At 46.6% G+C, this 24,630-nt stretch carries 22 protein-coding genes; 3 read left to right on the top strand and 19 right to left on the bottom strand.

Going from position 1 to position 24,630, the window contains the following annotated elements; genetic code table 11:
- Window positions 1-6 precede the first annotated feature (6 nt).
- The 4 genes from ACWPAB_RS03045 to ACWPAB_RS03030 all read right to left on the bottom strand — a co-directional run bounded on the left by ACWPAB_RS03045 (window position 7) and on the right by ACWPAB_RS03030 (window position 4,217).
- On the bottom strand, window positions 7-969 hold the full coding sequence (locus ACWPAB_RS03045; protein WP_052916029.1) for an ROK family glucokinase: 963 nt from the start codon (window positions 967-969) through the stop codon (window positions 7-9).
- Complete coding sequence (locus tag ACWPAB_RS03040) at window positions 962-1,216, bottom strand: YqgQ family protein (RefSeq protein ID WP_003579510.1); 255 nt, start codon at window positions 1,214-1,216, stop codon at window positions 962-964. The genes ACWPAB_RS03045 and ACWPAB_RS03040 overlap by 8 nt, the downstream gene beginning before the upstream one ends.
- 1 nt (window position 1,217) lies before the next feature.
- Complete coding sequence (locus tag ACWPAB_RS03035) at window positions 1,218-1,901, bottom strand: rhomboid family intramembrane serine protease (protein ID WP_003564613.1); 684 nt, start codon at window positions 1,899-1,901, stop codon at window positions 1,218-1,220.
- A 189-nt stretch (window positions 1,902-2,090) separates the two neighbouring features.
- Window positions 2,091-4,217 (bottom strand): peptidoglycan D,D-transpeptidase FtsI family protein, encoded by a 2,127-nt coding sequence (locus tag ACWPAB_RS03030; protein ID WP_003564611.1) that lies wholly within the window; start codon window positions 4,215-4,217, stop codon window positions 2,091-2,093.
- A 151-nt stretch (window positions 4,218-4,368) separates the two neighbouring features.
- On the opposite strand from ACWPAB_RS03030, the gene ACWPAB_RS03025 reads away from it, so the two are divergent.
- Window positions 4,369-6,975, top strand: coding sequence for a YfhO family protein (locus tag ACWPAB_RS03025; protein WP_003588052.1), 2,607 nt, complete (start codon window positions 4,369-4,371; stop codon window positions 6,973-6,975).
- Between the two features lie 209 nt (window positions 6,976-7,184).
- Here ACWPAB_RS03025 and ACWPAB_RS03020 read toward each other — a convergent pair whose 3' ends face one another.
- The 12 genes from ACWPAB_RS03020 to ACWPAB_RS02965 form a co-directional block, all read right to left on the bottom strand.
- Window positions 7,185-7,484 carry a HesB/YadR/YfhF family protein gene (locus ACWPAB_RS03020; RefSeq protein ID WP_003564606.1) on the bottom strand — a complete coding sequence of 100 codons (300 nt, stop codon included), beginning with the start codon at window positions 7,482-7,484 and terminating at the stop codon, window positions 7,185-7,187.
- A complete protein-coding gene (locus tag ACWPAB_RS03015) occupies window positions 7,465-8,130 on the bottom strand; it encodes a response regulator (protein ID WP_003564604.1) in 666 nt (221 codons plus the stop codon). Before ACWPAB_RS03015 ends, ACWPAB_RS03020 begins: the two co-directional genes overlap by 20 nt.
- A complete protein-coding gene (locus ACWPAB_RS03010) occupies window positions 8,123-9,187 on the bottom strand; it encodes a sensor histidine kinase (protein WP_003584658.1) in 1,065 nt (354 codons plus the stop codon). The genes ACWPAB_RS03015 and ACWPAB_RS03010 overlap by 8 nt, the downstream gene beginning before the upstream one ends.
- A complete protein-coding gene (liaF, locus tag ACWPAB_RS03005; protein WP_016381004.1) occupies window positions 9,184-9,888 on the bottom strand; it encodes a cell wall-active antibiotics response protein LiaF in 705 nt (234 codons plus the stop codon). The genes ACWPAB_RS03010 and liaF overlap by 4 nt, the downstream gene beginning before the upstream one ends.
- Window positions 9,889-10,137: 249 nt before the next feature.
- The gene (gene greA, locus ACWPAB_RS03000; protein ID WP_003564597.1) at window positions 10,138-10,608 is read right to left on the bottom strand and encodes a transcription elongation factor GreA; all 471 of its coding nucleotides are present in this window, start codon (window positions 10,606-10,608) and stop codon (window positions 10,138-10,140) included.
- A 66-nt stretch (window positions 10,609-10,674) separates the two neighbouring features.
- A complete protein-coding gene (gene udk, locus ACWPAB_RS02995; RefSeq protein WP_003575382.1) occupies window positions 10,675-11,313 on the bottom strand; it encodes a uridine kinase in 639 nt (212 codons plus the stop codon).
- A 101-nt stretch (window positions 11,314-11,414) separates the two neighbouring features.
- A complete protein-coding gene (mltG, locus tag ACWPAB_RS02990) occupies window positions 11,415-12,566 on the bottom strand; it encodes an endolytic transglycosylase MltG (protein WP_003564593.1) in 1,152 nt (383 codons plus the stop codon).
- Window positions 12,567-12,780: 214 nt separating this feature from the next.
- Window positions 12,781-15,192, bottom strand: a complete 2,412-nt coding sequence (gene pheT, locus ACWPAB_RS02985; protein ID WP_003584660.1) for a phenylalanine--tRNA ligase subunit beta — start codon at window positions 15,190-15,192, stop codon at window positions 12,781-12,783.
- 1 nt (window position 15,193) lies between these two features.
- Window positions 15,194-16,240, bottom strand: a complete 1,047-nt coding sequence (gene pheS / locus ACWPAB_RS02980) for a phenylalanine--tRNA ligase subunit alpha (RefSeq protein WP_016380546.1) — start codon at window positions 16,238-16,240, stop codon at window positions 15,194-15,196.
- Window positions 16,241-16,986: 746 nt separating this feature from the next.
- The gene (locus tag ACWPAB_RS02975) at window positions 16,987-17,361 is read right to left on the bottom strand and encodes a winged helix-turn-helix transcriptional regulator (protein WP_003564585.1); all 375 of its coding nucleotides are present in this window, start codon (window positions 17,359-17,361) and stop codon (window positions 16,987-16,989) included.
- A 190-nt stretch (window positions 17,362-17,551) separates the two neighbouring features.
- Window positions 17,552-18,055 (bottom strand): HD domain-containing protein, encoded by a 504-nt coding sequence (locus tag ACWPAB_RS02970; protein ID WP_003564583.1) that lies wholly within the window; start codon window positions 18,053-18,055, stop codon window positions 17,552-17,554.
- Between the two features lie 83 nt (window positions 18,056-18,138).
- Window positions 18,139-18,900 carry a TrmH family RNA methyltransferase gene (locus tag ACWPAB_RS02965; protein ID WP_003564581.1) on the bottom strand — a complete coding sequence of 254 codons (762 nt, stop codon included), beginning with the start codon at window positions 18,898-18,900 and terminating at the stop codon, window positions 18,139-18,141.
- Between the two features lie 199 nt (window positions 18,901-19,099).
- On the opposite strand from ACWPAB_RS02965, the gene ACWPAB_RS02960 reads away from it, so the two are divergent.
- Both ACWPAB_RS02960 and yidC read left to right on the top strand, forming a co-directional pair.
- Window positions 19,100-19,381 (top strand): acylphosphatase, encoded by a 282-nt coding sequence (locus ACWPAB_RS02960; RefSeq protein ID WP_003564577.1) that lies wholly within the window; start codon window positions 19,100-19,102, stop codon window positions 19,379-19,381.
- A 58-nt stretch (window positions 19,382-19,439) separates the two neighbouring features.
- Complete coding sequence (gene yidC, locus ACWPAB_RS02955) at window positions 19,440-20,438, top strand: membrane protein insertase YidC (RefSeq protein ID WP_003588061.1); 999 nt, start codon at window positions 19,440-19,442, stop codon at window positions 20,436-20,438.
- Window positions 20,439-20,646: 208 nt separating this feature from the next.
- Here yidC and ACWPAB_RS02950 read toward each other — a convergent pair whose 3' ends face one another.
- The 3 genes from ACWPAB_RS02950 to gndA form a co-directional block, all read right to left on the bottom strand.
- Window positions 20,647-22,233: a HAMP domain-containing sensor histidine kinase gene (locus ACWPAB_RS02950; protein WP_003575392.1), complete on the bottom strand. Its 1,587-nt coding sequence runs from the start codon at window positions 22,231-22,233 to the stop codon at window positions 20,647-20,649.
- A complete protein-coding gene (locus ACWPAB_RS02945; protein WP_003565833.1) occupies window positions 22,233-22,919 on the bottom strand; it encodes a response regulator transcription factor in 687 nt (228 codons plus the stop codon). Before ACWPAB_RS02945 ends, ACWPAB_RS02950 begins: the two co-directional genes overlap by 1 nt.
- Window positions 22,920-23,188: 269 nt before the next feature.
- Window positions 23,189-24,607 carry an NADP-dependent phosphogluconate dehydrogenase gene (gene gndA, locus ACWPAB_RS02940; protein WP_016381990.1) on the bottom strand — a complete coding sequence of 473 codons (1,419 nt, stop codon included), beginning with the start codon at window positions 24,605-24,607 and terminating at the stop codon, window positions 23,189-23,191.
- Window positions 24,608-24,630 lie beyond the last annotated feature (23 nt).

Below are 24,630 nucleotides of genomic sequence, written 5' to 3'. Positions count from 1 at the left end.
TTCCGCTTACTTAAGTGCAAGGCTGGCAGCTCCGATAACGCCAGCAGTGTTACCTAGCGTTGCCAGACGCAGACTTGTTGTTTCCCGAACATTCGGAAACGTATTTTCCTTGAAATACTTATCAACTCGCTTCAGCAAAAAGTCGCCTGCTGCTGAAACGCCGCCACCAATGACGATGAATTTCGGATTCAGCAGATTGCCGACATTTGCCAATGCCAAGCCAAGAAAGTAGCTAACCCGGTCAACAATCATCAACGCAAGTTTGTCGCCGGTTTTGGCAAGATCAAAAACAATTTTGCTAGAAATCTCATCGCCATCATCTAACGTCTGCTTCAGTTTGGAGTCGCCAGCGAATTCTTCAGCCATATCCCGGGCCACCCGGACAACGCCAGTCGCACTGGCTACAGTTTCGAGACAACCGCGTTTGCCGCAAGTACAGAGATAACCATTGACCGGATCAACAGTTACGTGTCCGAGTTCGCCTGCTGAGCCTGCAACACCATGCAATAAGTTACCATCGGCAATAATGCCGCCGCCAACGCCTGTGCCAAGCGTTACGAAAGTTACATTGGCGTCATTTTCGCCAGCGCCTTTCCAACGTTCGCCCAAGGCAGCAACATTGGCGTCGTTATCAATACTAAAGGGAATCCCAGTACCAGCCTCAATATCCTTCTTAGCCTGCTGCAATGTTTTCCAATTCAAGTTGTAAGCGCCAATTACCGTGCCTGCTTCAATATCAACTGAACCAGGTGAGCCCATACCGATACCGACAAAATCATTCGGTGTCATTTTGTAGAGTTTGAGATGTTCGTTGATCGAATCAATGATATCCGGCAAGATGTGACTGCCTTCATCCAAAATATTAGTATCGATACTCCAGCGCTGTTGAATCTCACCATCAGTGGTTAAGATCGCGAATTTAACCGTTGTGCCGCCCAAATCGACACCAATTAATTTTTTGTCATTCATCTTTGTCATTCCTCCGTTTTTCGGCGGGCAGTGGCAGCTCATGATTTAAAGGATGTGCCTCTTCTTGCGCGTGTGCATGCCGCAGCACGACTTTTGCATTCAGGTAAACCTTGTCATCAATGAGCTGCGCTTTGTGCAGCCGATCTAATTCAAGTGCAGCCAGTTCGATATCCCACTCACGCTTTCCAACATGAATGAACGTACCAAACCCCTTTAATAATTGCAGAACATCATAGTAAGTTTTCATACTAGCCTGCGTTAAATCCTAAGAAAAGCAACGCGCCCAGTCCGAAGAGCAAGGTGACAGCTGAAGCAATCCGCCGCGGTGTCCCCATGCGACCAAGTGCCGGAGCACCCAACATGCCTGCTGCAAGAAAGCCACCAAGCAAACCGCCAATGTGACCAAAAATATCAATGCCGCTGGAAAACAGATTAAACAGTAAGTTCAAGCCAACCAACAGTAAGAATTGGCGCGCCAACTGACGAATCACTGGATTTTCTTTGAAGCTGTCGCCGAGCATCAAGCAGGCACCGAGCAAACCGAAAATTGCTGTACTGGCACCTGCTGCAAGTGTGTTAGGACTAAAGGCAAAACTCGCGACATTGCCGGCAAAACCCGAAATAAAGTACAACAGAAAGAATCGCCAATGGCCAAATAGTTGTTCCGTCATTTGTCCCAAATAATACAATGAGAAACCGTTAACCAGAATGTGCATTAAGCCGATGTGGACAAATACTGGTGTCATCAATCGCCACCACTGACCATACAAAATCAAAGGATTCAGCCGCGCGCCGTAGAAAACCAACACGCTATTATTGGTACTGCCACCAGAGAAAGTCTCCAAAAGGAAGACCAAAATGGTAACCGCTAAAATAGCATTGGTCACATAAGCTGAATTTTGCAGCCGAGAGCGCCAGTTTGAATAATTCATAGTTTCCTTTCTAACCCATCTGCCAAGCAGACAGGAACTGCTTGCCGTATGCCGAGCCTGCCGCACCAATCCGCTAAAAAAACAACAGGTCCGCCTGTTGTTTTTCGCACCGTCAGAAGCGTTGGCCAAACACTTGGCGGCCATGTTCTTGTAGTAGTTTAGCATTTTTTGCACACGCTGCCAACACGATCAGCCGTTAACTGTCTTCTGATGAATCGAATAATCCTTATCTTCTTTGATGTTGTTCATCTGATAGAAGTCAGTAAACATTTCTTTGGCAATCTGCAGTTGATAAGGCGTGGTGGTTTCAGCCTTCAGATTCGGGATAATCACTGCAATCGCAATCTTTGGATCCTTCGCTGGTGCATACCCAACGAAACTTTCCGTGATGGTTTCAGTGAGCGCTGAATCTTTGGACTCACGAGCAAACCCTTGAGCAGTCCCGGTTTTCCCGGCAACGCCCGGATTCAAAGTATTCAGCGAAGTCGCTGTAGTCCAACCGTTTGTGCCATGCACAACCTGCCACATTCCTTGCTTAACTAGGTTAATCTGATCTTGCGTATTGTCGATTTTTGAAGTAACGGAAGGCTGAGTTGAGGTTAACACCGGACCGCTACTGCCATCGCTCAGTGTTTGGCTAATACTGTTCACTAGGAATGGTTTCATCCGATAACCGTTGTTGGCAATGGCGCTGATATACTGCAGCATCTGAATAAGGGTGTAGTTATCATAGTTCCCGTAAGACAAATCCAACGCCGAACCGACAAGCAAATTGCCTGATGAATCATGCGTATTGCCTTCTAACCCTGCAATCTCACCGGGCAAGTCAATCCCGGTTTTGAGACCTAATCCGAATTGGTTAAAGTAGCCGCGCATTTTGCTAAAAATATCCGAATTCAATTTCAGATAATTATTTGGCGAGTATGCATAGTGGCCTTCTTTCATGGCCAGCCACATCATGTAAATGTTACTGGAAACTTCCAGCGCAGAGGCTGCATCCAATGAACTGAAGGTACCGACCGGGTAAACAGATTTCTTGACTGGTGTACCAGGCAAGTAAATCGGTGTATCAGCTTGAGTATTAGAATTGACGGTAATCACGCCGTCTTGCAAGGCGCCTAGCACCGTGGCACCCTTAACCGCTGACCCAACAACAAATGCGCGGTTGATAACGCCAAGTGCATCATCTTCAACCTTATGTGTCTGAACATCCTGATGCTGACCCGCCATGGCGAGGATACGACCCGTATTTGGATCCATCGCAACCGCGTAAGCACCGTCTGACAAGCTGCCCGCACCAGCAGATCGAATCGAACTGAAGGTGTCACTCAAAGACTTTTCGACTTTCTTCTGATAATCCGAATCGATCGTCAGATTCAAATTGGCGCCTTGTTGCCCCTTGAACTTGGAAACAGATTGAATAATCTGGTTGTTATTCCCGATTTCAACCTGCGTTTGACTCTTGGAACCCTTCAGAACATTTTCATATGCCTTTTCAAGGTAACTGGTGCCGACCCGGTCATTCCGAGCATAGCCATTTGCCAAATATGCCTGTAGTTGGTCAGCTGGCAACCCTGACTTTTCGTTGGAAACTTGTCCAATGATTGACGTCATAGAGTCACCGTTCGGATAAGATCGCTCCCAGTCAGTCCCAAGGTTCACCCCAGGCATCTGCGTCAAGCGCTCACCGACAACCGCGACTTCATGTGCCGTCACGTCCTGATTCTTAAGGTAGACAGTCGATAGCTGAGTGGCGCCATTCATAATTTTGTAAAGGCCGGCTGCTTCTTTTTGAGTCGCCGTAAAGGTTGGCATGTGTTGACGCACGTAAGCGACCTCATACTTGTACAATTCGTCAGCTTTGTCTGTCGGCAGATCTTGAATTTTCTTTGGCAGTTTGGAAACAATCTGTTTTGAAACTTTCGTTGGTGCCAAATAGTAGTCAATATAATCGCGCTTGGTAAGATTGTCTTCAGGCTTGTCAATAAGCTTGGCAAGCTGATTAGCAATGTCATACATCTGCTGCGATTTAGCCCCAACACTCTTAGTGTAAGTGATGGCATTATTCGCCTTATTCGTCACTAGAGCACGGCCCTTGCTATCAAAAATAAGCCCACGAGGCACATTGCCGGTGACCACTGTTTTGTTGGTGCGATCGACTTCAGCAGCCAACCGCGGGCCATTTAAAATCTGCAAATAAGCCAGCTGTGCAACTAAGGCTGCCAGCAGGAGAAACGCAATGAAAAATAATAAATTTAAGCGAAACGGAATTTGACTCTTGTTCCGTTTGGGTTGCGGTGTACGAATGTACTTCACCTAAAATTGCTCCTTCAGAATTTCTATCTTATAAAGTGTAGCAAAGAACCAGTCAAAACGCCATGACACGTGTCTTATGATATGCTTGAAATACGGAAGACGACACCTAAAATGCCGGAATTAATCTTATTTTAGAAGTTGGTGGACACTTGTGCGACAACGTTGGTTGAAAAATTATCCGCTGATCCTCAGTTTTCTTTTACCGGGACTGCTCGTCGGCCTTTATTTTGCAATCCGTGGCACCTTTCCATTTGGATCAAGCAGTGTGTTGACAGTGGATCTGGGACAGCAATATATCGATTTCTTCGCTTACTTGCGGCAAACCTTGCTCGGCCATCCTGGCCAACTTTTTTATGCCTTCAATAAAGCACTTGGCGGTGACATGTACGGGGTCTTTGCCTACTATTTGCTTAGCCCATTCAACTGGCTAGTTGTGTTGTTTCCAGCAGATATGCTGGATGTCGCTGCCTTCTTAATCACGGTGTTGAAAATCAGCACCATCGGCTTCACCATGGGTTGGTACGCTAAACGTCACGCCATCCACGGCATGATGATTCCGGCGTTTGGGTTAGCCTATGCTTTGAGTGGCTGGCTGTTGGCCAACAGCTTTAATTTGATGTGGCTGGATGCTGCAATGCTGCTGCCGCTCATTATTGACAGCGTTGAAATACTATTCAAAGGCGGCCGCGTTATGGCCTATATTGGCTGGCTCGCCGCGGCTCTCATCATTAATTTTTATACTGGCTATATGATCGCCTTGTTTTTAATCTTGTATGCCATTTACTGGCTCATTGCCCACACCTCCACATGGCAGCATTTTTGGCGATCCGGACTGCGGTTTGTCGGCGCCAGCGGGTTAGCTGGGATGATCAGTGCGGTTGTGCTATTGCCCACCTGGTTTCAACTGTCCCAGTCAAAAGGCACTTACACCGTGGCGACGATACGCTGGCGCTTTGAATATGCGCCAACAAGGTTTTTGAGTAAAATGCTGCCAGGCAGTTTTAACTTTGACCAAATGCCATCCGGTTATCCCAACTATTACATTGGTGCTTTAGGATTTGTACTGGTTGTCCTCTTTTTCCTATCCAAAAGTCATCCTTGGCGCCAAAAATTGGCAGCGGCTGGCGTGACAATTGTGTTAATCCTATCGTGCATGCTAGAGCCGCTTGACTTACTGTGGCACGGCTTTCAGTTTCCGGTTTGGTATCCATACCGGTTTACATTTGTATTGTGCTTCTGGTTTTTGAGTCTGGGTATCGCTGTCCTGCCGCATTTACAAATTGGCATTCCTTTGCAATGGTTAGGCGTTCTGCTGCTTGTGTTCGGCGCTATTTACATTGATGTCGCTGCCAACCTCAAACACTTCAGCTTTCTGACCGTGGGCCACTTGCTTTTTGGCGCAGGCTGTCTGCTGCTGGCTTTTGTCTGGTTTAGTTTGGACAATCGCCGGCCAGTCTGGTTCGGTTTTGCGATCGTGTTAATTGACTTAAGTGGCAGTTTAATCCTGACGCTTAATCAACTAGCCTATTTGAATCACAGTGATTACCACGATTATACCGCCGCCTTGATTCGCGGGACACAGACCATCCAGCAACATGATCCCGGCTTGTTTCGAGTTGGAAAAACCACCATTCGTACCCGTAATGACCCCATGACGGCCAATTATCTCGGCGCAGACCAATTTAACTCCATGTTAGAGCCGGCTGTCCCCAAATTCTTCGGTCAGTTAGGACAACCTGAAGACGATGGTTCGGTGGCCTACACAAATGGCACTTTAATTACGGACAGTCTACTAGGCATGAAATATTATCTGACGCCAACCAAACGGGCGGCAAAAAAACTGCCAGATGCCGGTCAACGACCAGATCTAAAGTGGTATCGGCGGATCAAAACGACGCCTACTTGGCAAATCTTGGGATCACCTTTTGCCCAAAATCTAGGCTTTGTCGCCGATACTGATTTGCTCAAACAACCACTCTATAGTGAAACCCCGCTTGCCAATCAGTCCTTAATCCTGCAATCAGCCCTCGGCAAGTCGGGCAATCCTTATTTTACGCCAACAGCATTAGAGGCACCGCAACTCACCGGTGTGCGCCGAGTCTCAACTGGCAGCGCACCCACTTATGCTAAGGTTGGTCAGGGTCCCCACGATGTCACTTATCGATTTAAGCCAATACCAGGTAAAATCTATGTGTTAACCCTCGGCAGCCAGTTTGCTGACCATTTAGTGACACTCAATCAAAATGGGCAAACTGTCACCTTGCCAGATAGTTTTAACGATACCATTACGGTCAATGTCACCCCCCGTAGTCCTAAAGCTGAACAAGTTTTGCGGTTTCGCCTGAATAAAAAAGACGCCTGGTTTGAAAATTTTAGCTTATATCAAGCTGACGCCAAGCAAGTTATCCACGATCTTAAAAAACTGCAAACAGGATCTTGGCATGTGATACAACACACGGCTACCACCGTTGAAGCGACGATCAACATTTTGCACGACCACCAAATGCTGCAAACCACGATCCCAACCGCCTCTGGTTGGCACGTGAAAGTTGACAATCGACCTGTCACCGTCAAAAAAAGTTTAGGCATTTTCATGGCCATGCCGCTAAAACCTGGGCAACACGTGATTACCATGCGTTACGTCCCGCCATTATTAGGGTGGGGTGCTGTGATAACGGTGACTGGCCTATGCTTAACGGCTTGTTGGTATGTCGTTGATAAGCGGTGCTTCTCGCGACACCTTGTTTCGCGACGGTGAGATATCCGAAGTTATTTGACCGACCATTGCAACCCAAAAGCCAGTATCCGCACGTCTTTGATCGTAGCCAATTGATTGGCCGTTACAATCAAAAACGCAGGTATACTGGCTTTTTAAATGCGCTAATTCAGACTTGTCCACAAACTTTTTCAAGCATGCCTAATGCCCATAAAAGACGCGCTGGGCATTAAAGCTTGCCGAAAGCACGCTTATTCTTCTTTAAATTCATACTTCGGCTCATCCAAGTGCGCATCATAGTCCACTGTCATGGCAAGATTTTCAAAGAACCATGCATCGGTTGGATCAACAAAATAAGTGACGCCGTCTTTTTCTACTGCCATGATTGGCTGGTCAGGATGATCATCACGCGTCATGCCAACACTAAAGCCATCATGAACCTGAGTCTTACCATATGCCTTCCCAAAAAAACGGATACCAGCACCCTTGTCTGGCAAACTTAATTCACGGTGAAACCAACGACTTGCTTCATCAGTGATCGCGAGTTGCAACCCCATCATCTCCTTGATCATTTTTTACGAGTCCATGTTTAAGTGCATAAATAGCTGCCTGCGTTCGGTCCTCCACATCCAGTTTCGCCAAAATGTTGGACACATGCGTCTTAACGGTTTTTAGCGTGATAAAAAGTTCTGTCGCAATTTCTTGATTCGACTTACCTTGCGCGATCAATTGCAATACCTCACGTTCACGATTCGTTAACTCATCATACTGTGGTTGCGGATGATTCATGCGATTCATCATTTTAGTCGTGACTTGCGGCTCCAAAACTCGCTCACCTTTAGCTGTTTGCCGAATCGCCTTGGCAATTTCCTCGGCTGTGGCTGTCTTGAGAATGTAACTGGCCGCCCCCGCCTCCATGGCTGGATACACCTTGGCATCATCAATAAAACTCGTCAAAATAATAATTCGTGCTTGCGGCCATGCCTTCAGAATCTCCTTGGTTGCCGTGATCCCGTCTTTCACCGGCATCACGAGATCCATCAAAATAATATCAGGCCGATCTTTAAGTGCCATATCGACACCCTCTTGACCGTTTTCGGCCTGATCAACCACTTCCAAATCAGGTTGAACCCCTATGTAAGTTGCCAACCCCAACCGAACCATTTCGTGATCATCAACAATCAATACTTTAATCATGCGCAACATCCTTTGATAATGGCACCCTGACTTCAACACTGGTTCCCTGTCCGACCACGCTCACCACTTTCGCAGTTCCGCCCATGGCCGCGGCACGTTCCTTGATATTTGCAAGCCCATAATTACCATTACTGCTGGCTTGTTTCGCATCAAATCCGACACCGTCGTCGACCATCCGCAACACCACCATATCCTGCAGCTGTTTCAGATAAACTTCAAGGCTCGATGCCTTGGCGTGTCGTAACGTGTTACTTAAAAGTTCTTGAACAATTCTAAAAAGATTATCTTCGGCCGCTGGATTCAATTTAATATCATCCAACTGCCACGTGATCTCGATTGTAATCTTGGTTTGCAATTCTTTCAACAATTGAATAATCCCTTGTTTCAAAGATTTGCCTTCAAGATTAGTCGGCCGCAAATGCAGCAGCAATGCGCGCATTTCCGCCTGTGCTTCATTGATCACCTTTTGGATCGTATCCAGTTGTTTGCTCAGGTCAGCCTGCGCAGGGTCACGATTAGCCACACTACGCAGTGCAGATAACATCATCATCGCAGCAAATAACTGTTGTGAGACAGAGTCGTGCAGTTCACGAGCAAGCCGATGCCGTTCACCGGTTAAAATGGCTTCTTTTGTTTCACCGGAAAATCGAACCGGCGTGTTGCTATACCGTTCAATCTCACGTTGTAAGCGTATCATTTTTTGCCGCAACTCTTCAAGCAAGGCTGCCGGTTGTTTACCCAAAGCGCCGACTGCCTGCTGCGAGCGACTAAAAATAGGTGCCTGATATTGTCCAGCGTTTAATTGTGCCAATCGGCTGTCCAACTGACTGTGCATGACTCGCTGCCGCCACATGACAATAACCGTCGCACCGGTACTGATCAACAAAGCGCCGATTACCAGATAAACCAAAACCGGCGCGGACAGGACGGTGGTCAATAACACCTGCAAAAAATCATGTTCGGTTACTTTAGCTAGCATGAAAACCAAACAGGCCTCGACCAAAAGCGCCCAGACCAGTAATGCCATAAAAAAGCCAACCAGCATCCGTCTTCTCATACAGCCAGCACCTCCAAATCGCCGACACCCACACTCGTAATGATGTGAATGCGGCGCGGTGCATCATCATAGTCCTTTGAATATGCCGTGACACTTTGGCTATGCAGCATCGAATCTTTATTTTCAAAATGCAAGGTACCATAAAAGGCAGCGTGTTCAACCGCAACACCAACGCCAATCGGCACCAGAATTCGCGTTTTGCCAAAACCTTTGCGAATCATGATCATACTATCGCCTTTAGGTAGAAACGTATCCCCTAAATCAATAATGGTATCGCCAGCTGGCACAACCATATTGATGTCATCCCAATCATAGGTTGGCGAAATCGTATGCCGATCAGTCCACGAGTTAATCGTGCGCTTACCGGCTTTTTCACTGGGCTCCTGAGTCACTGGCGCTACATACTGTTTGCGATCCCAAGCCGAAAACCCCATACCTGGTTTCGTAACGACCATGATTATGAACACACCCGCGATCATTAGAATGAGCCAAATGGCCGGATTGATAAAAATTCCCAAGACTAACAAAATCCCGCCAAAAGCCACATTGAACGAGCGCAACCGATGCCATCGCGCACCGAGGAAAAGAAAAAACACGCCCACTAGGATCGTTGTCAGTGCCATAGGATTCGTGATGATCTGGAAAAACAGCCACAGGGTTAAAGCTAACTCGATGCCTAAAAATAATTGCCAGCGGCGCACGACGATCCCTCCTTGTCTACTTTTTAGCGTATACATTGACTCGATGTCGATTCATTTCAATTAATTATAACGAATTTCGTTGCCTTTGACTTAGGGCGTAAGGCTGAATTTGCAACCCAAGATGTGGCTCAGTCGCCGTTTCACTTTTTTAAAGCCACAAAAAACGACAAACGTCTTCTCCTTGATGACCGGAAAAGACATTTGCCGTTGATTGCTTTTGGCGCAAGTTGACAAAGCGTTATGTGCTGATCAGCCTTCAACTTTGGTGATCTTGATCTTCATCTCACCACCAGGGGTACTGATCGTGACCTTATCGCCCACTTTACGGCCAATCAGACCTTGAGCGATCGGGCTTTCGTTGCTAATTTTACCGTTGAAGGCGTCTGCCTCAGCAGCGCCGACGATTTCATATGTTTCTTCATCACCGTCTTCTTCAAACGTGACTTTCTTACCAAGTGATACTTCGTTCTTAGCAACCGCTTTTGAATCAATAATTTCAGCGTAACGAAGCATTGTTTGAATGGTCACGATCCGATTTTCCAAGGTGGATTGTTCATCCTTAGCTGCTTCATATTCAGAGTTCTCTGAAAGATCACCAAAACCGCGAGCAACCTTGATCCGGTCGATAACTTCTGGACGCTTCTTTGTCTTCAGTTCCTCCAACTCGTCTTCGAGTTTCTTTTTGCCTTCCGCTGTCATTGGATAGCTTTTGTCTGCCATAAAATTCTTACCTCACTTCTTATTTTCCTTAGTCACTGTATTAAGACCAGCCGCATTTGTCAATGATTACTCTTGCAAACCGCGTTCGGCCAGAATGGCTTTGATCTTAGTAACCAGTAAATCAATGGCGACTTGATTTTGGCCACCTTCAGGCACAATCAAGTCAGCATAACGCTTCGATGGTTCGACAAACTGATGATACATCGGTTTTACCGTTTTTAAATATTGATTAATAATCGAATCCAGTGAACGCCCACGCGATACCATGTCCCGCTTGATGCGGCGGATGACCCGAATATCATCATCAGTATCGACAAACACCTTAATATCCATCATGTCGCGTAATTCTGCGTCATCAAGAATCAGAATACCTTCAAGAATAATCACATCTTTTGGCGCCAGATGAACGGTTCGGTCAGAGCGATTATGAATCGTGTAATCATACACCGGTTGATCGACAGCTTGCCGATGGATCAACCGATTTAAGTGATCCTTTAACAATGGTGTATCAAATGCCAGAGGATGGTCATAGTTAATCTTTTTTCGTTCTGAAAACGGCATGTCACTTTTCTTGTAATAAGCATCTTGCGCTAATAAAAGCAATGAGTGCCCCGAAAAATGATCAAAAATCGCTCGACTCACACTCGTCTTGCCGCTGGCAGAACCACCTGTCACGCCAATCACAATCGGTTTTTTCTGCTGCACCTTGAAGCCCTCCTCAAAACTCATCCTTCAGCCCAGAAACAACCGCATAAGGACCCTGGTCACAATGACCAAGGTCCTTATGCGGCCAAAGTCCAATTAGGTTACTTATCTGCCGCTGCATTATCGCTGGCAAACTTAGCCGTATTGGCATCATGTTGTTCCCGTGTTGTCGCGTAAAGTACTTCACCAGTTTTAAGGTTAGCAACAAAGTACAAGTAGTCCTTGTCACGTGCATCAGGGCTGAGAACCGCTGTGATACTTTGCTCACTTGGCGAGTCAAACGGTCCCGGTCCATAGCCGGTGTGGACGTATAAGTTGTACGGTGAATCAACGCTAGTATCCTTGTTAGTCAGATGCGTTTTATGCGTGTTCAATGCATACATAACAGAGATATCCGATTGTAGTGGCATCCCCGCATCAATTCGGTTCAAGAAGACACCAGCTATTTTGCGACGATCATCTTGGGTGACCCCTTCACGCTCAACTAACGATGCAAGCGTCATGACTTCTTGAACGGTGTATTGCTGCTTCTTAATGCTCTTGTAGTAACTTTGCATCACACTGTCTGTCTTGGCAACCATCGCATCCACAAGGTCCTTGACTGTTTCACCAGCGCCAACGTTATAAGTCGCAGGGAAAAGATAGCCTTCCAATCGATAGCGAACTCCTTTTGCATTGGCCGCTGAACTCAGCAATTGCGGATATTTCTTAGCCAATTGATTAAAGAAGGTTTGATCTTTCATCAATGCCAGAAATTTCTTTCCGGTCAGATTTTTGTTGCTTTTCGTTAACTTATCCATCGACGTCGCGATTTGTTCGATCGTTGTGCCTTCTTTAACTAGCAATTGGCCCGCAGCAGTGGTGGCACTGCCACCCGCGCGCAAGGCTTGAATCACCGTGCTCATATTGGCGCGTTGTGTCAACTTGTACTGGCCCGCCTGAAAGTCGGCGATATTGTGGAATTTCACATAGTAACTAAAAACAGTGGCGCTCTTAATGACATGTTTGGCTTCCAGCTGCGCGGCAATCTGTTTCGTTGACGAACCCGCTGGCACCGTCACACTAATCGACGTCTTGCCATTTGGATCAACCGGCTCAAGCGCTGAACGGACATAGCGGTAGCCCATCAAACCAACGATCACTAGGACCGCCAATACAATCCCAATAACCCAAGCAACGATCTTGTTGGCTACTTTCTTTTCACTAGAACGCTGGCGCCGCTTGTCTTGTCGATCTGATGACCGTCTATCCAAAAATGTTGCCTCCTCTAAGGTTAACACGGTCACTGGCACAGAAATCTGCACTTAAGGACCTCGTCCACAATGGCCAAAGTACCGGCCATCGTGCCCAAGGCTGCCTATGTGACGGTTTCCAAACGTACCTAGTCCCGCTCTACTTAACTATTCTGAACAATAAATCTGAATCAGCAAATATTATACCCAACCAGCGACAAAAATGCGACTGCATCTAGCGAATGGCAGCCCCGATTCCTGTCTGTAACGCCGCCTTCACTTTATCAAACGCCTGCGTCACTTCGTCTTCAGTCAACGTCTGATCGTCTCGACGATAAGTTAGCGTATACGCCAAACTCTTCTGACCCGCGGCAATGTGATCGCCTGCATAAACATCAAACAACGTCACATCCTGCAAGAAGGCACCGCCGTGTTCATGGAAAATAGCCATGACTTGATCGTTCGTTACTTGCTCGTCAACTTGCAAAGCAATATCACGGGTTACTGCCGGGAACTTCGGTGCGGGTTGCGCGATTTTTTCCTGTCGCGGTGCGGCAAATAGCGCATCCAAATCTAATTCAAAAACAAAGGTGGCTGGCAGGTGCTCTGCATGTTCAAAGGCAGGATGCAAGCGCCCCAAAATGCCAACAAGTTGATCGCCGACAAAAATGTTTGCGGCCTGACCAGGATGGAGTTCAGCAACAGCTTGCGTTGCTTCAAAGCGAATCGGATTGGCCAGCGAATAATCATCCAGCAAATGTGTCACAATGCCCTTAGCGTAAAAGAAATCAACGGCTTTCGCAGATTGATGCCAATCTTTTGCGACAACATTGCCAGTGATGGCACCACCCAAATATTCAATTTCGGTTGGCCGCACCTGATCGCCTGTTTTGGTAAAGATCCGACCTTGTTCATAAATCGCAACATCGGTTTCCTTCCGCGCTTGATTATACTTGATGACATTTAGCAAACCACTAATCATGTTCATCCGCAAAACAGCATGATCGGTCGTCATCGGTGAATCGACTTTGGTTGGGACCCCAGGTTGCAGCTTGAATTGCTCGGCAGCCTCGGCAGTTGTCAACGCATAGGTGATGACTTGGGTCAGGCCCAATCCTTCTAATAGATGACGTGTACGTCGGATCCGTTTTTGTTGCGAGGTGTACTCGCCAATAGTCATGGTTGTCGTTGGTAACGTACTTGGCAAATTGTCAAACCCATAGATTCGCGCAACTTCTTCCACCAAATCCGCTTTGATATGAATATCCCACCGGCGCGGCGGTACAGCGACGGCAAACAAGCCATCAGATTCGGTCACATCAAAACCGAGTTGTTCAAAAATCTGCGTCACTTGTTGCTCCGTCAAATCGGTACCTAAAACATGGTTGATATGATCAAGCGAAATATCGACGACAACATCTTCTGCAGAAACTGAAGTCGGGCTAACCGTTCCCTTTGCAACCTGGCCCTCGCTTAATTCAGCCATCCAAGCAACTGCAGCATCTAAAGCACGATTGATATCAGCCAAGTTCGTCCCTTTTTCAAATCGGGAAGAGGCTTCAGACCGTAAATTGTACTTAAGGGCTGTTTTACGGACATTGACTGGATTAAAACTAGCAGACTCAATCACAACGGTAGTCGTTTCTGGCGTAATTTCAGAGTTCAGGCCGCCCATGACGCCAGCCAAAGCAACTGGTACCTGCCCATTCGTAATCACAATATCTTGATCATCTAATTCATGTTCATTGCCATCCAGCGTGGTCAAAGGTTCGCCATTTTTAGCGCGCCGCACCACAATCTGCTGGCTGCCTAACTTGGCATAGTCAAAAGCGTGCAGCGGTTGCCCATAAGCCAGCATAATAAGATTGGTCACATCAACAATATTATTAATTGGACGGATACCTGCTAACCACAGGCGTTTTTGCAACCACAAAGGACTTTCTTGAACCTTCACATGATCAATGACCCGCAGTTGATAACTCGGAGCGTCTTTGGCATCCTTGACCTCGGCACTCAAAAAGTCGCCGACCGGACGATCACCTTCAGTTAATAGCTTTTCTTCAAAATGGGGCTTTTCTGCATAAGTAGCGCCAACTTCCCAAGCTACGCCCCGCATGCCAAGTGCATCAGCGCGATTAGGCGTGATCTCAAAGTCCAAAATGGCGTCATGCATGCCTAACGCAGCTAAGGCATCACTGCCGGGCTCTAATGGCTCGTTAAAGACATAGATACCATTCAAATATGGTTTCGGCACGACGTTTTCACTAAAACCAATTTCCTGTAAGGCACAAATCATGCCAAGGCTTTCTTCACCGCGCATTTTGCCTTTTTTAATTTTAACGTTATCCGCAATGCGCGCGCCTGGCAGCGCCACAATGACAGTTTGACCGGCAGCAACATTTGGCGCGCCGCAGACAATTTGGCGCGGCGTTTCTTCACCGACGTCAACTTGACAAAGATGTAAATGATCAGCGTTCGGATGTGGCGTAGCACTTACCACTTTACCGACGACAATCTTTTTCAAGCCGGCGTCTGGATGCTTCACGCCATCAACTTCAATCCCTGTTCGTGACACTTTATCGGCCAGTTCTTCTGGTGAAACCGGCACGTCAACTAATTCTTTTAACCATTCATATGAGACGTCCATCTTAACCCTCCTGGCTGAATTGCGTTAAGAAGCGCAAGTCGTCTGTGTAGAAACTGCGAATGTCGTCAATCCCGTATTTCAGCATCGCGAACCGATCAGGACCAAGGCCAAAAGCAAAACCGCCGTATACGTCAGCATCAATGTTCGCTGCCCGTAGCACATTGGGATGCACCATGCCGGCACCTAACACTTCAATCCAACCGGTATATTTGCAAACCGGGCAACCTTTACCGCCGCAACGAAAACAGGAAACATCAACTTCAACGGATGGCTCCGTAAATGGAAAATAACTTGGCCGCAAGCGAATTGTCCGATCTTTACCAAAAACGTGTTGGCACATGGCCAACAAGGTTCCCTTTAGATCAGCCATGGTTATATGCTTGTCAATGACGAGTCCTTCCATCTGGTGAAACTGATGGCTATGAGTAGCATCGTCGTCATCACGTCGATAAACCACCCCAGGGCTAATCATTTTCAGCGGTCCTTTGGTAAAGTCGTGCTTTTCCATTGTCCGCGCCTGCATTGGACTTGTCTGCGAGCGCATGAGTAACTCATTGGTAATGTAAAAAGTCTCTTGCATATCACGAGCAGGATGATCCTTAGGGATGTTCATCATCTCAAAGTTATAGTGATCTTCTTCAACTTCTGGACCGGTCAAAACTTGGTAACCCATGCCCATAAAAAAGCCTTCAAGATCGTCCATAATCTGCGTGATAATATGTGGTGTGCCAGCCTCAACCGGATCACCAGGCAAGGTCACATCAACGGTCTCTGATGCTAATTTCGCATTGATCACCGCCTGTTCGAGCTGGGCTTTGCGGGCTTCAATCACTGCACTGAGATCGTCGCGAATTTTGTTGGCGAACGCGCCGACTTTTGGCCGTTCTTCAGCGGACAAATCTTTCATGCCGCGCAAAACACCGGTAAACGGGCCCTTCTTGCCCAATAATTGGACGCGAATCTGATTTAATTCATCTAACGACTTAACCTTTTTAATGGTGTCGTTGTTTTGTTGGAACAATTGTTCAAGTTTGGTTTGAAGATCCATGTTCTTCCTCCTTGGTTGCTGACGTGAGGGTTGATACAACTTTCTGATGCATTTGAAGGCATAAAAAAAGTCCCTCTCGAAAAAGGGACGAAGCATCGCGGTACCACCCTTGTTCATGGTCACGAAATAACCATGCACTCAACAAGGTAACGGCTAGGCCGGAGCTTTCTAAGTGTTGCCACTTCAAAAGTCAACTCAGAAAGTGAAGACAAACATTTTGGCGATAGACGTCTTGCAGTCGTATGAACGTCATTCCCTATCTCGTCAGCCTGTTTGGGCTTTCGTCATCGTTTTTACGTCTTTTTAGATAAACTAAGCTTAGCAAATTCAGCGCCAACGTCAAGTGGCGATTCGCGCTAGTTAATAAAAAATGTGGTGTCATCACGCTCCCTATGACTTGTCGTTTGCTAGACTCCGAGTAAGCTTTGAAAGGAACTAGACGATGCAGTCCCTAACCTCGGCCGTGCCAAACTCCGCAATCTCCGGCCAGACGGGGCTGGAACGCTGTGACGGCGCTTCGAGCCCGCAAAGCCCGCGGTCTCGAAGTCGCCTAACAACATCAGCGACAAGACCGGTCGCTGTGTTGTTTGCACGGCTGAGCCCCATCTGGCCTACGATTGCTCCGCCTTAGCACTGGAATTTTGAAATCCTGTATCAAATTGTCTATGAGAAACGAAAGACGAATAATTTTCCGCATTTGGAAAACCATTCGTCTGCATTTGATACGTTTGGATTATGCTGAATCCCTACTTCTCGTTAGCGTGGCATTCAGCATCTGTGACCCATGCATCGCCCCATGCGTGTGCAGCGGCCATAACTGAATTGAGGCCGCGGCCTTTGTCAGTTAACGCGTATTCAATCAAAGCTGAGTCTTTGTGGGTCAAGCGATCCACAAGGCCTTCGCCTTCGAGTTCCTTTAAGCGTTCGACCAAGACCCGATCGGAACACCGCGGGATTAATTGCGCAATGTCCTTAAAACGGGAATTGCCGTTGTTTAATAAAACTTCCAAAATCAGTCCGTTCCATTTCTTTCCTAAGATCTCAAACGTATGTTGAAATTTTGGACAAAGAGCGACCTGCTGGCTTTGACAATCGGCTGTACTGGTTACTGTTGCATCCACTCTACTCACCTCATAATTCCCATTCACTTACATTTATATAGTGCTAGAATACCACAATGTGAAAATATTACAAGCCAGTCCTCGAGAAACGTTGAAAAATATGGCAAAACTTTCCAGAAAAAGAACCACGGCATTCATCCGTGGTTCCAATCGTCCTTCACAGCCAAATAGCTGCTAAAACTTTGCGATCCTAATTTAAAGCCTTTAAGTGAGTGTGGATCGGATGCCGGAGCTTGTGCATCCATGGTACAACGACTTCATCCATGGCGGCATAATCATCGACAAGTGAAACAACGAAACTTTCCTTATACTTTGGTAAGCCAACCGTTGCGCCCCACATGTGTTTGACGATAATGTCTTTTTCCATCGGTGACAATTCAGTCAGCTTTTCAGCATTCCGCAAAGCAATCCGTGGATGGATGAAGGCATGAGTCCCCAAGTCAAACTTGGTTTTACGCCAATCGTAGTAAAACAGGTCGTGCAACAAGCCTGCCCGGGCGATCGCACGAACATTCAAGTGCAGCCGTTTCCCAATCAGATAACTCTGGTAAGAAACACTGATCGAGTGTTCCAATCGGTTAGAATAATGATGTTGCGGGTGTTCTGCCAGTCGCTGGACTTCGGGTTTGGCTAAAAGATCCGCCACATACCCAACGTACTCAGCATCCGATTGCCAATCGCGTTTTTTGCTCAAGACATCTGCTCCTTTTGTGGTTTGATGAACACACTTATAGTATAACAGGTTCTAACCAGAAAGGTCACGTTTGTAAGGGATTCTTAATCCCCGACTAAATGAAACATCATGACTGCTGCAGCAACCGCCACATTCAATGATTCAGCTTTGCCCCGGATCGGAATGTAAAGGTTCGTATCGGTATTTTGTAACAAAACTGGATCCATGCCATTGCCTTCATTGCCCACAATTAAGGCAAATCGTTCGCTCGGTTGAATGCTATGATAACTTTTAGCTTTTTCATTTAATTCTGAGCCATAAACTGGGATGCCGCCACGGTGTAAGGCTTTGATAATTGGCATTAATTTAGCGGAGACAATGCGCACATGGAATTGACTGCCTTGCATCGCACGTAATACTTTTGGACCGAACGCATCCGCTGTCCCGTTACCGAAGACCACCGTTTGAATCCCAGCTGCATCTGCAGTTCGCACCAAGGTCCCAACGTTACCCGGGTCCTGAATCGCATCCAACAATAAGAACTGACCACTCAATGGCTCTGGCAATTGTTCTGCGCGGCGCGGCATCACAGCAAAAATGCCTTGCGGGGTCTGAGTGTCGCTTAAATGCTCAGAAACGGATTCAGAAATCTGTGTGATTTTGTCATAAAATGGCTTGAGCGCACGATCTTCAACATACTTTTCGGTCGCATAAATATCATAAGGGGTCTGGCCACTGGCAAGTGCCTCTTGGACCAAGTGACGGCCTTCTAATAAGTAGCGGCCAGCATCCTTTTGATGTTTTTTAACCGTGAGTTTCTTGGCTGTTTTGATTCTGTCATTCTTAGGTGATGAAATATATTCCATGAAGTTCTCCTTATTTTTAAATGGTACTTTGTTTGCTTGATGCCGTTTGGCGGGTTTTCTTCTTGCAAGACAAAATCCAACTTAAGTCTGTTGTCGTTTCTACTATAAGCCTTATGCTACACTAGTATGGACTGTGGAGAAAGTTAAGATGAGCAAATGCTGCTTGACAGCATCTCCAATTAAGAAAGGAAGTGTCTTTTTGGTCAAACTTGCTAAACAAATCGTCGTCCGCGGACGGGTGCAAGGCGTCGGTTTCCGCTGGGCCACGAAGATGATCGCCGACAATCTTGATATTAGCGGCACGATTGAGAATCGGTCTGATGGCTCTGTCTTTATTCAGGCTGCAGGTGAACCGTTAAACCTTGCCAAATTTGTGGCGAAGGTTAAGGCCGGTCCAAACCCATACGCAAACGTGTCGACCTACGAAGAACAGCCGCTTGAAGACGTGCCAAACTTCCGCGGTTTTCAAGTTACCGGTTGAATCCAACCAGTCCATACAGTATAGTTAAACCCGATTACATTTTGAAGGGAAAACATTCATGCACAAGTCAAAAAAATTTGTCACACTTGGGTTGGTGAGCTTGCTGCCGTTGATTTTAGCAGCATGCGCGCAAACCACTAAAAAAGGCACAACCATGAAGCCGCCGACGGATCCGTTTTTTGGCACTTTTTATAAAGTGATCGGGCTGCCACTGCAACATTTGATGGAGTGGATCGCCAGTCTGGTTGGCACTGCCAGCAGTTATGGGATCGCCATCATCGTGATCACCCTGCTAGTTCGTCTGATTGTCCTGCCACTGATGCTGCGGCAACAACGAACGATGACGGCTTATCAAGAGAAGCAGAAGATCATCCAGCCACAACTAAAGATCGTTCAAGAGGCTACTAAGCGCGCCAAGACACCTGAACAGCAGATGGCAATGAACGGTTACATGCGGAAAATATACTCAGCCAATGGCACAAGCATGATTCCTTCCATGGGCTGCCTACCAATGCTGATTCAACTGCCAATTTTCTCTGGTTTGTATCAAGCCATCGCTTACTCCCCAGAAATTTCTGAAGCCACTTTTTTTGGCATTCAGTTGGGGCATTCCAATTTTATTGTCACGATTTTAGCAACTTTGCCATACATTGTCGTCAGCTTGATCATGCTGCAAGGCGTACCGCCAGAACAGCGTAAAGCCATGCAGACAACTGCCTTTCTGAATCCGATCATGACATTTGTCTTTTGTATGATGTACAACGCCGGATTAGGCCTCTACTTCGGTGCTGGCGGGATCATTCTAATTATCCAACAAGCGATCGTAACCTATGTTGTTACGCCGAACATCCGGAAGCGAATGGATGCTGAAATGGAAGAAAATCCACCGGTTATCGTTGTTGACGAACATACTTTTGATAACTGGGATACGGCAACTGCTGGTGCCACTGGTGCAGCTGGTACAACAGGTAGCAGCAAACCTGCTGATCCCGACGCCATTGATCATAGCAAATTACGTCGGCGTAACGCTGGTAAACAACAGCGTCCCCGGAAATAATCGTCAAGTTATGAATAGCCCTGATCGCAAAGCTTGCGATTAGGGCTATTTGTGTGCGCGACAGGATCTGAAGCCAAAAGTATTTGATGTCCCCCTGTTTGTTCGCCTCATACAGTGTGGGTTGCTTGATGACACGCTCATATGAACTCACCCTGCGCTTGAAATCAAAAAAACCTCAGACAAATAGCTCGTCTGAGGTATAAAACGATTAAAGATTACTCTTGATATGTGTATCAGTTTTGCCTGCTTCTGCGCGCTTAGTGGTTTCCTGTGCAGCCAGTGCTTGGGCTTTAGCTTCCGTGATGGTTGGTAAATCAATTCGGAAAATGGATCCATGACCTAAAGCGGAGTCAACTTCAATTTGACCGTGATAACTCTCAACTAACTGTTGCGCGATTGATAAACCTAGTCCGTTGCCGCCTTTTTCACGACTACGAGCCTTATCAACTCGATAAAAACGATTAAAGACGCGTCGACGATCCGCTTCGGCAATACCTTCACCAAAGTCTTGCACCGCAACGGCGACACCGGAAACGCTGTTTTCAGCCATTGATACGTGAATCTCCTTGCGATCAGTGGAATACTTGACCGCATTGTCCAATAAAATAATCATGACCTGTTCCAAATGATTGCGATACATGCGCACAAACGTTTTCTGTTCCAAGTCGTCATCTAATGTAAACGTGAATTCCGGATGAATCATCCGAAAATCACCAACGACTTGTTGCACAGTCTGGTGCACATCAACAACCGCATTTGGAAATTGGATATCCACTTGATCAGCGCGAGTAAGATCTAGCATTTCTTGAATCAGACTCTTCATGCGAGTCACTTCTTGCAATGAGGCCGTTAAAGATTCCGCCAAAACTTCCGGATCATCTTTTCCCCAGCGATTTAAAAGCTGCAAATGCCCTTCGAGAATCGCCACAGGGGTGCGTAATTCGTGGGAAACATCCTGAACAAACTCACCTTGCTGATCAATGTAGCGTTGAATCCGATCCAACATACCATTAAATTCCAGCACTAAATCGCCAAGCTCGTCGTTGCGCTTCAAGGCTGGTATTCGAACCGTACTCTGCGGTTCCTCATTGACAACATCAATAGCATTCGTAATAAGCTTAATCGGCTTGAGAAAGCGCGTCGCCAAAGCATAGCCAATGAGAATAGAAATAAGAATAGCCGCAAATGACAGTCCCATAATGAGTAACGTAATCTCATGCATGGTCGCATGAAATGCCGTCAGTTTATCCGTTACCTGCACATAGCCGATCAAATCCGAACTAGTTGCAGAATAAATCGGTGCCGTACCGACCAAGCCATGAAAATCATCAATGTTGGCTTCTTGAACTTCCACGCCATGAACCTTGCCTAATGTAATCGGCGTATCGCGCGATTGAAAAATGTTTGTCCGATCAGGTGAAAAAACAGAGACGCTCACATCCGCTTGCGCTAGTTTTTGAATCACGGAGTCGGAGAAAATACGATTTTGCGATTCACTTGGCGCTGGAATAGAGGCTTGCCCACTCGGCATTGCACCTTCCAATCGCGGCACGACCTGCGCCATCGTTAAGTCACCACTGACTGGGGAAAGTCGTTGGACGACGGTGTTAAGGGTGTCCGTCACGGTTCGGCGTTCCTGATTCACTAAAATCTGCCGCATCGCGCCATAAAGGATCATTGAAAAGGTCACAAAGGTCACAAAAATCCCGACACCTACTGTTAAGGCCCATTTAACCTTTAACGAGATGCGGGGACTTTTTCTAGTTTGCTCAAGCGTTTGTTTCTTCGGAATCATTACGAACGCATAACATAGCCGGTTCCCCGAACCGTTTGAATATAACTCGGTTCACCCGGTCGATCGATTTTATTACGAATATAACGGACATAGACGTCAACAACATTCGTTTCCACGTCAGAGTTGTAACCCCAAACCTTTGAGAGCAAAACGTCACGAGCCAAAACAACATTGACATTTTCCATAAGCGTCAGCAATAATTCGTACTCACGTTTGGTTAATTCAATAATGTCGTCGCCGCGCCGAACAACGCGATTTTCTTTTTCAATCACTAAATCACGATATTTGATGGTTGTCTGCTTAGCAGTGTTGTTTTCGCCTTCAATGCTGATTCGGCGCAACAAAGCACGCAAGCGAGCGAGTAATTCTTCAATGGCAAATGGCTTCACAATGTAGTCATCAGCGCCATGATCCAAGCCACTGACGCGATCAATGACAGAATCCCGCGCGGTCATCATAATGATCGGTGTATTCTTCACCTGACGAACGCGCCGGCAAACTTCAAGGCCGTTTAATTCTGGCAACATCAAGTCAAGCAAGATGGCATCCCAGTCCTCAGCCAAAGCCGCTTCCAACCCGGTTCGACCGTTAAAATGCACTTCGGTCTCATAGCCCTCGTGTTTTAATTCCAGTTCGACAAACCGCGCTAAATTTTTTTCATCTTCAATAATTAATATTTTACTCATCAATGGTCTCCTTATACTTATTCGTCTCTGACGCACTCACAGACTGAATCCATTTGTTTTTTCTCATAAAAACATATGCTACGACAGTTTAGCACAGTTTTCTCATTTTGACTATCAGCCGCGCAACGATGGGGCTCGACAAACACAAGAAATCTTTGTTCGGAGACTTTCTCATTTTTCAAAACTGGTAAATTCTCATAAAAAGACCAATCCTTCAAACAATAAATATGTTTGTGAGATTGGTCTTCATTTTTATAAATATGAAGTTATTAAGCTTCGGTATACCATGAATAGTGGTAGATGCCGTCGCGATCGGTTCGTTCGTAAGTGTGCGCACCGAAGTAATCACGTTGTGCCTGCGTGAGGTTAGCAGGCAAGACGGCTGAACGGTAGGAATCGTAATAACTGATAGCGGCTGAGAAGCCTGGAACTGGTACACCAGCCTTGACAGCAACACCAACTAAGTCGCGGACACTTTCCTGATAATTCTTGGCGATATTCAAGAAGTAGTCATCCAGCAATAAGTTCTGCAAATCGAGCTTCTTGTTATATGCGTCAGTGATGTTTTGCAAGAAACGAGCGCGGATGATGCAGCCAGCGCGCCAGATCTTGGCCAAGTCCCCATATTGCAGTTTCCAATCGTACTTCTCTGAAGCAAAGCGCAATTGTTCGAACCCTTGGGCATATGACATGAGCTTACTGAAGTACAGAGCCTTGCGGATCATTTCAATGGCTTCTTTTTTGTCAACAGAAACATTGGCAACCGGCTTCGGCAATACCTTGCTGGCCTCAACCCGTTCTTGTTTCATGGCACTGATATAACGAGCGTAGACTGATTCAGTAATGACACTCTGCGGTACCCCTAATTCAAGTGCTGACTGGGAGGACCACTTGCCTGTGCCTTTATTGCCGGCACGATCAAGGATCATGTCAACAATCGGTTTGTCACTGCCGAGATCATCCTTGCGAGTCAAAATGTCAGCAGTGATGTCAATCAGGTAAGAATCCAGTTCGCCTTTGTTCCATTCACTGAAAATATCAGCCATTTCTTTGACATCAAGGCCAAGAAGATTGCGCATTAAGTTGTAGCTTTCAGCGATCAGTTCCATATCGCCGTATTCAATGCCATTATGCACCATCTTGACATAGTGTCCTGCTCCGTTTGGTCCGATATACGTGACACAAGGTGCGCCGTCTTCAGCCTTAGCGGCGATGGCTTCCAGAATTGGTGCGACCAGGTCATAGGCTTCTTTTTGGCCGCCTGGCATCAATGAAGGGCCATGCAAAGCGCCTAACTCGCCACCGGAAACACCCATGCCGATAAAGTTAATGCCTGACTTGTCGAGCTCAGCACTGCGGCGCATGGTATCTTCAAAGAAAGTATTACCGCCATCAATCAGCACATCGCCTTTATCCAATAACGGGAGTAGTTCCTTAATAACAGCATCTGTACCAGCGCCAGCCTTAACCATCATGATAATTCGGCGTGGTTTCTCAAGTGATGCGACAAAATCTTCAATTTTGTAACTTGGTACCAACTTTTTATCCGGATGCTCTTCAACAACCGCCTTTGTTTTGCTGCCAGTGCGATTGAAGATAGCAACGGTATTGCCGCGGCTTTCAATATTCAGGGCAAGATTCTTGCCCATAACTGCCATGCCGACAACACCAATTTGTGGTTTATCCATTAACATGGACCTCCTCATTCATT

It is taken from the genome of Lacticaseibacillus sp. 30 (genome assembly GCF_053819265.1).
This window is presented reverse-complemented; position numbering and strand designations above follow the sequence as displayed.

Bases quoted from the DNA above. Each gene is read 5' to 3' on its own strand.
- ACWPAB_RS03045 (WP_052916029.1), bottom strand. From the start codon at position 969: ATGAATGACAAAAAATTAATTGGTGTCGATTTGGGCGGCACAACGGTT.
- ACWPAB_RS03040 (WP_003579510.1), bottom strand. From the start codon at position 1,216: ATGAAAACTTACTATGATGTTCTGCAATTATTAAAGGGGTTTGGTACG.
- ACWPAB_RS03035 (WP_003564613.1), bottom strand. From the start codon at position 1,901: ATGAATTATTCAAACTGGCGCTCTCGGCTGCAAAATTCAGCTTATGTG.
- ACWPAB_RS03015 (WP_003564604.1), bottom strand. From the start codon at position 8,130: ATGATTAAAGTATTGATTGTTGATGATCACGAAATGGTTCGGTTGGGG.
- ACWPAB_RS03010 (WP_003584658.1), bottom strand. From the start codon at position 9,187: ATGAGAAGACGGATGCTGGTTGGCTTTTTTATGGCATTACTGGTCTGG.
- greA (WP_003564597.1), bottom strand. From the start codon at position 10,608: ATGGCAGACAAAAGCTATCCAATGACAGCGGAAGGCAAAAAGAAACTC.
- pheT (WP_003584660.1), bottom strand. From the start codon at position 15,192: ATGGACGTCTCATATGAATGGTTAAAAGAATTAGTTGACGTGCCGGTT.
- pheS (WP_016380546.1), bottom strand. From the start codon at position 16,240: ATGGATCTTCAAACCAAACTTGAACAATTGTTCCAACAAAACAACGAC.
- ACWPAB_RS02965 (WP_003564581.1), bottom strand. From the start codon at position 18,900: ATGGAATATATTTCATCACCTAAGAATGACAGAATCAAAACAGCCAAG.
- yidC (WP_003588061.1), top strand. From the start codon at position 19,440: ATGCACAAGTCAAAAAAATTTGTCACACTTGGGTTGGTGAGCTTGCTG.
- ACWPAB_RS02950 (WP_003575392.1), bottom strand. From the start codon at position 22,233: ATGATTCCGAAGAAACAAACGCTTGAGCAAACTAGAAAAAGTCCCCGC.
- ACWPAB_RS02945 (WP_003565833.1), bottom strand. From the start codon at position 22,919: ATGAGTAAAATATTAATTATTGAAGATGAAAAAAATTTAGCGCGGTTT.
- gndA (WP_016381990.1), bottom strand. From the start codon at position 24,607: ATGGATAAACCACAAATTGGTGTTGTCGGCATGGCAGTTATGGGCAAG.